Here is a 6,000-nt window from a genome sequence, read left to right as displayed (position 1 = left end):
CTTGAAGAGATCGGCCCCTCGGGCTCTGGGGTGAGTGACGGGACTCGAACCCGCGGCCACCTGGACCACAACCAGGTGCTCTACCAACTGAGCTACACCCACCATCTGTCCGGTCCGTTCCCGCTCTCGCGTTCCCGTTCCGACAGGAAGAACTCTACAGGATCCGAGAGGGTGCTCGCGCCAGGGTTTCGATCCGGCTGACACGGGCACGTTCTCCGGCCCTCCGGCGGGGTTCCGCCGGGCCGTTCCGGAAGTGGACCGGCCCGGCGGCCCCGGGTTCAGCTCGCCGGGGACCGGTACTTCCCGGCGATCGCCCGCGCCGTGTCGGCGTCCGGGCCGGGCTGCGGGACGAACACCGCCTCGCGGTAGTACCGCAGTTCGTCGATGCTCTCCCGGATGTCGGCGAGCGCCCGGTGGTTGCCGCCCTTCGGCGGGCTGTTGTAGTACGCCTTCGGGTACCAGCGGCGGGCCAGCTCCTTGATCGAGGAGACGTCCACGATCCGGTAGTGCAGGTGCTTCTCCAGGGCCGGCATGTCCCGGGCCAGGAAGCCGCGGTCGGTGGCCACCGAGTTGCCGCAGAGCGGGGTCTTCCCCGCCTCCGGCACGTGCTCGCGCACGTAGGCGAGCACCCGCTCCTCGGCCTCGGCCAGGGTCACGCCCTGCTCCAGCTCCTCCAGCAGCCCGGAGGCGGTGTGCATCTCGCGCACCACCTCGGGCATGTTCGCCAGCGCCTCCGCCGGCGGCCGGATGATGACGTCCACGCCCTCGCCGAGGATGTTCAGCTCGGAGTCCGTCACCAGCACCGCGACCTCGACCAGGGCGTCCCGGCCGAGGTCGAGGCCGGTCATTTCACAGTCGATCCATACCAAACGGTCATTCACACAACTCACCCTACGGCGCGATCACGCGCCGCGGGGACCGGTGGAGCCGAGCGGGGTGCCTCGGCCTGGTGCTCCTCCGGCCCGTCGTGCGTGCCGGGGCCGTCCGGGTGCTCGCCCTCCCGGCCGGCCCGGACCGCATGGCCGTCCCGTCCGGCCCGGACCTCGCGCGCCGCCCGGACGCCCTCGGTCGAGGGCCGGCCGGCCGCCTGGCCGCGGACCTGCGGAGCCCGGGCCTGGCGACCGCGGAGCTCACCCGGCCCGGAGCCCGGCTGCCCGGCCGGGGCCGGCATCCGTCCCGCGGCCGCGCCGTGACCGCGCCCGGCCGCACCGGGTTCGTCCGCGGGACGCTCGGCCGCGCTCCGGTGCCCCTGGCCCTGACCGCGGACCCCCGGCTGCGGGAGACCGTCCTCCGCCGCCGCGTGCTCCGCGGTGCGCGGCGGACGTCCGGTCCCCGCCCCCGGGCCGGCCTGCGGCGGAACCACCGGCGGGCGCAGCGGACCGCGCCCTGCCGCACCCTGCTGCCCGGGGTGCGACTGCTGTGCGGCCTGCTGGTGCGGGTACGGCTGACCGGCCCGGACGTGGAAGGGCTGGCCGGTCGGCGTCCCGACCTGGCCCGGACCGAACCCGCCGGGCTGGCCGTGCGCTCCCGGCTGCCCGTGACCGACCTGCTGCCCCTGCTGCCCCTGCTGGCCGTGCGGCACCGGTTGCCCGTGCTGCCCGACCGCGAGCGGCGCCCCCGGACCGGCCGGGAACGGCTGCGCCGACGGCACACCGTGCGCCCCGCCGAACAGCGGCCCGCCCGCCGGCGCTACCGCGCCCGCCGGGTGCGGCAGCGCTCCCGGCAGCCGCAGGTCGCCGAGCGCACCGGCCGGCGCGCTCGGCTGCTGACCGGGACGGCGGGCCCGGTAGCTGGTCCGGTACGCGGCCGGGGAGACTCCGAGCTGGCGCCGGAAGTGCCCGCGCAGCGCCACCGGCGAACGGAACCCGCACCGGCGCGCGACGTCGTCCACCGACAGCTCCGAGGTCTCCAGCAGCCGCTGTGCCTGGAGCACCCGCTGGGTGATCAGCCACTGCAACGGCGCGCTGCCGGTGAGCGTGCGGAACCGCCGGTCGAAGGTGCGCCGGCTCATGTACGCGCGAGCCGCCAGCACCTCGACGTCGAACTGCTGGTTGAGGTTCTCCAGCGCCCACGTGACCACCTCGGCCAGCGGGTCGTTGCCGATCTCCTCCGGTAAAGACTGATCGATGTACTGGGCCTGTCCTCCGCCGCCGCGGCGGCTCGGCACCACCAGGCGGCGGGCCAGCGCGTTGGCCGCCTCGGCGCCGTGGTCGCTGCGCACCACGTGCAGGCACAGGTCGATGCCGGCGGCGGTGCCGGCGGAGGTCAGCACGTCGCCGTCGTCGACGAACAGCTCGCGCGGGTCGACGTGGACCCGCGGGTAGCGCTTGGCCAGCGTCGGCGCGTACATCCAGTGGGTGGTCGCCGGGCGGCCGTCGAGCAGACCGGCGGCGGCCAGCACGAAGGCGCCGGTGCAGAGCCCGATGATCCGGGCGCCCTCGTGGTGGGCCTTGCGCAGGGCGGTGATCGCCTCGACCGGCGGCGGCTGGGAGATCGAGCGCCAGGCCGGAACGACGATCGTGCCGGCCCGGGCGAGCGCCTCCAGGCCGTACGGGGCGGAGAGGGTCAGGCCGCCGGTGGTGGCCAGCGGACCCTCCTCGCCGGCGCAGACCAGCAGGCGGTAGCGGGGCACCCCGGCGTCCTGGCGGTCCACGCCGAAGACGGAGAGCGGGATGGAGCTCTCGAAGATCGGGGCGCCGCCGAAGATCAGCACGGCGACGGTCTCCCGACGGCGCCGGCCGGACAGCTTGCGCGGGGCGGAGGACGTCATCGGGGTCGGGGAGCCGTTCGCGCCGGGCCCGCCGTGGCCCAGCGGGCCGTGGCCGGAGCCGAGGCCGCCGAGCGGACCGCCGCCCGGGCCGGCGGCGGGGGCGCCGTTCAGGCCCGGGGTGCCGCCGCCGTAGCCGGGGTGGCCGGAATGACCGGCGTGGCCGGGATGGCCTCCGTAGTGGCCGGGATGGGCGAGGTGTCCGGGGTGGCCGGAATAGCCCGGGTGTTCGCCGCCGTAGGACTGGCCGGGACTGACGGGTCCTCGGCTGACGGGCTGTCCGCCGAACGGCGACTGTCCGCCGTAGGGGGACTGGCTCCCGTAGGGCGTCGCCACGCCGTGGTCCGCGGCTGTCGGCGTCGCACCAGGACCGCCGCCGGCGCCCGCCCCGGGGGAGGGCACCGTGGAGTACGAGGAGTGCGAAGCGGCGCCCTGGGGGCCGGAGGTTCGGGTGGTGGCGATCGCGGTGGTGCCAGTGCCTCTCGCGGACCGACCCGCGCCGCCGGCCGCCGCCTGGCCGCTGTCAGGACCCGCGTCGCTCCTGCTCACCCTGCTCAAGGCGCTCAAGCCCCCTCGGTGGTGTGGTGTGGGTGGTGCGGCACTGCTGGCCAAGATCGAAATCTATCGGGTGGACCATTGCCGTTGTGACAAGTTCACCATCCGACGCTATGTCGACATGGCAATTTGGCGTGATGCATTCGATCACGAAGCGTGGCACCCGTCGACCTTTCTGGGAAGAGGGCCGGGGCAACGGTGGCTGGTTGTCGCGGGACGGTTCCTGGGGCGTCCGGCTCCGGTGCGCCCGGCCGGCTGGTCTGGGCTGCGGATTTGCCCAAGCGGGAGGCATCGGCGCGAAATTGACCGAAAATCGGCGGTGCACGAGGGGGCGCACGGGGAGAAGTCGTGCGCCTCCCAGGCTTCATCCGGCCAAGCCCAGAACGGGGGAACCGGGAACCGGACCGCCGGGTTACGGTCCTGCCGTGAACACCAGCAGCCGGCTCGAACGGGCCAACGACAACGCCGCCGCCTTCTGGCTCGCCCAAGCCCGCGTCCACGGCTGGCAGTCCCGCACCCGCCCGGGGCTGACCGCGGTCCGGTGCGCCCGGACCCCGGACGACGCGCACCGCATCGTGGTGACCCGCCCCTACGACGAACCAGCGGCCTTGGCGCAGGAGTTGGCGGACCTGATGGCCGAGTGGTCGACCATACGCTGCACCGTGGAGGACCCGTACGACGGGCTCGACCTCACGGGCCTCGGGGCCGCCCGGATGCCGCTCATGCCAGTGATGGTCCGGGATCCGGGCCCGGTCGAAGGCACGACCGCCGTCCTGCCCGCGGTCTCGGAGGCGCGCGGAGGCGGGGTCCTGACGGTGGATGAGGCGCGGGACGGCGACAGCTTCGCCATGGTCGAGCGGGCCATCGTGGAAGGCTTCCCGCTGCCCGCCCGACAGCCCTGTGTCCGGGGCGGAGCCCTCCCGGAGCAACTGCTGGACGTACCCGGCTGGCGGGGCTGGCTCGGCCGCGTCGACGGCGCGGTGGCGGGCACCTGCCTCACCTATGACGACGGCCGGGCCACCGGCGTGTACTGGGTCGCCACCCTGCCCGACCGGCGCGGCCGGGGCGTGGCCGACGCCGTCCTCCGGACCGCGCTGGCCCACGCACACCCGGACCGCCCGGCCACCCTGGTCGCCACCTCGCTCGGCGAACCGCTCTACCGCAAGCTCGGCTTCGTCGAGCAGGCCCGCACCTGCTGGTGGACCCGCACGTCGGCGGCGCCGGTGGGGTAGCCGGAGCGGTGCGGTGCGGTGGCTGCCGGGTGCGGGTGCGGGTGCGGGCGCGCCGGTGCTGGGGCGCGGTGGGGACGGCGGGGACGGCGGGATGTGAAGGGGGCGGCCGGGCGCTACTGGGCGGCCGCCACGGCGGCTGCGGACACGGTGGTCGCCGAGCGCGATACGGACGATGCGGACGATGCCGTGCCGGGCGCAACGGTGTGGGCGACCGGGGTGGGTGCGGCCCCGTCGGGCCTCGGGCGGACGGCCGTGGCTGCGGTCGTGGCCGCGATCGTGGCTTTGGCCGTCGCTGTGATCGGTGCGGGGCGGAGGCCGTCCGAGGCCGGGCCCGGTCTGCCGGCCGCCCGGGTCCCGGAGTCCGCTCCGGTGTCCGTGCGGGCCTCGGCGATCACGGCAAACCCGCCTGATCGGTTTCGGACACCGAGCCCGCCCGCGGGGGCGGGCTCGCCGGCCGGCCCGGCCGTTGCGGAAACGGATGCGCTCGGGCCGTCCAGGGCGGCCATCGCGGGATGTGCGCCGGACCGTGCGCCGAGCAGCGCCGTCGCGTAGCCCGGCATCCCCGCTGCCGTCTTCCGGAGCGGCCCGTCGGAGCGGACGCCCGGTCGGGGCGAGGGCGCGTTCCGTGCGGCGAGGACCTGGCCGACCGCCTCCGGCAGACCGGCCGCCTTCAGCGTCGGCCGGTAGCCGCTCTCCGCCCACGGCCGCCCGTGGTGCAGCCAGACGCTGCGCAGTCCGGTCAGTTCGGCACCGGCGATGTCGGCGGGTGCGTGGTCCCCGATCATCCAGGTGTGGTCGGCCCAGTCCCCGGTGGGTGCGATGCCGCACCGTTGGGCGGCCATCTCGAAGATCAGCGGGTCCGGTTTGACGCAGTCGGCCTCCTCGGAGATGACCCAGCCGTCGACCAGCGGGCCCAGTCCGGTCCGCCGGATCTTCTCCAACTGCGGCCGGGTGCCGCCGTTGCTGACGATCCCGAGCGTCCACCCGGCCGTCCGGGCGGCCCGCAGCGCCTCGATGTGCCGGGGCGGGCAGTGGATATGGGAGTTGATGCCGCGTCGGTAGTGGGCAATCAGGAAGTCGGCGGAGACGTCCAGCCCGTAGCGGCGCCGGACCGCCGACAGTACGGTGCTGCGCGGAACGTATCCGCCGCCGTCGAGGGTGACGAACCACTCGAGGTCGCCCGGCGGGAGATCGTGTTCGGACAGGAAGTCCTGCGCCCAGGCCCGGTAGGCGGCGTCCCGGGGCAACAGGGTGTTGTCGAGGTCGAACAGGAGCAGGGGCATGCCAAGCATGGTGCCAGCGGCCGAGCCTATGCACCTGGCAAATGCCAGACGGCGTCGCGAAGCCGTACGGAGTGGCCGAAACGGCCTCCGTGCGCCTGCGGCGGGCGGTGACGCGCGGGCCGTCCGGGACTGTTGGGGCAGGTCGGACGTCACGGTTCGCGAC

Annotated in this window: 3 protein-coding genes, 1 tRNA gene and 1 pseudogene; 1 reads left to right on the top strand and 4 read right to left on the bottom strand. The window is 74.9% G+C overall.

Going from position 1 to position 6,000, the window contains the following annotated elements; genetic code table 11:
* Positions 1 to 26: 26 nt before the first annotated feature.
* The 3 genes and pseudogenes from ACWGJO_RS32210 to ACWGJO_RS32200 form a co-directional block, all read right to left on the bottom strand.
* Positions 27 to 102 (bottom strand) — tRNA-His (locus ACWGJO_RS32210).
* Between the two features lie 176 nt (positions 103 to 278).
* Positions 279 to 881 carry an oligoribonuclease gene (gene orn, locus ACWGJO_RS32205; RefSeq protein WP_452189168.1) on the bottom strand — a complete coding sequence of 201 codons (603 nt, stop codon included), beginning with the start codon at positions 879 to 881 and terminating at the stop codon, positions 279 to 281.
* An 883-nt stretch (positions 882 to 1,764) separates the two neighbouring features.
* Positions 1,765 to 2,770, bottom strand: a pseudogene (locus ACWGJO_RS32200) (helix-turn-helix domain-containing protein); the annotation flags it as partial.
* Positions 2,771 to 3,747: 977 nt separating this feature from the next.
* Between ACWGJO_RS32200 and ACWGJO_RS32195 the strand changes: the two are divergent.
* Positions 3,748 to 4,554, top strand: a complete 807-nt coding sequence (locus tag ACWGJO_RS32195) for a GNAT family N-acetyltransferase (protein ID WP_452189166.1) — start codon at positions 3,748 to 3,750, stop codon at positions 4,552 to 4,554.
* A gap of 113 nt (positions 4,555 to 4,667) precedes the next feature.
* Here the strand turns inward: ACWGJO_RS32195 and ACWGJO_RS32190 are convergent, their stop codons facing one another.
* On the bottom strand, positions 4,668 to 5,837 hold the full coding sequence (locus ACWGJO_RS32190; protein WP_452189164.1) for an HAD-IA family hydrolase: 1,170 nt from the start codon (positions 5,835 to 5,837) through the stop codon (positions 4,668 to 4,670).
* Positions 5,838 to 6,000: the final 163 nt, after the last annotated feature.

The sequence above is a fragment of the Kitasatospora sp. NPDC054795 genome, assembly GCF_053611565.1.
The sequence above is the reverse complement of the archived record's forward strand: the minus strand, read 5'-3'. Positions and strand labels throughout refer to the sequence as shown.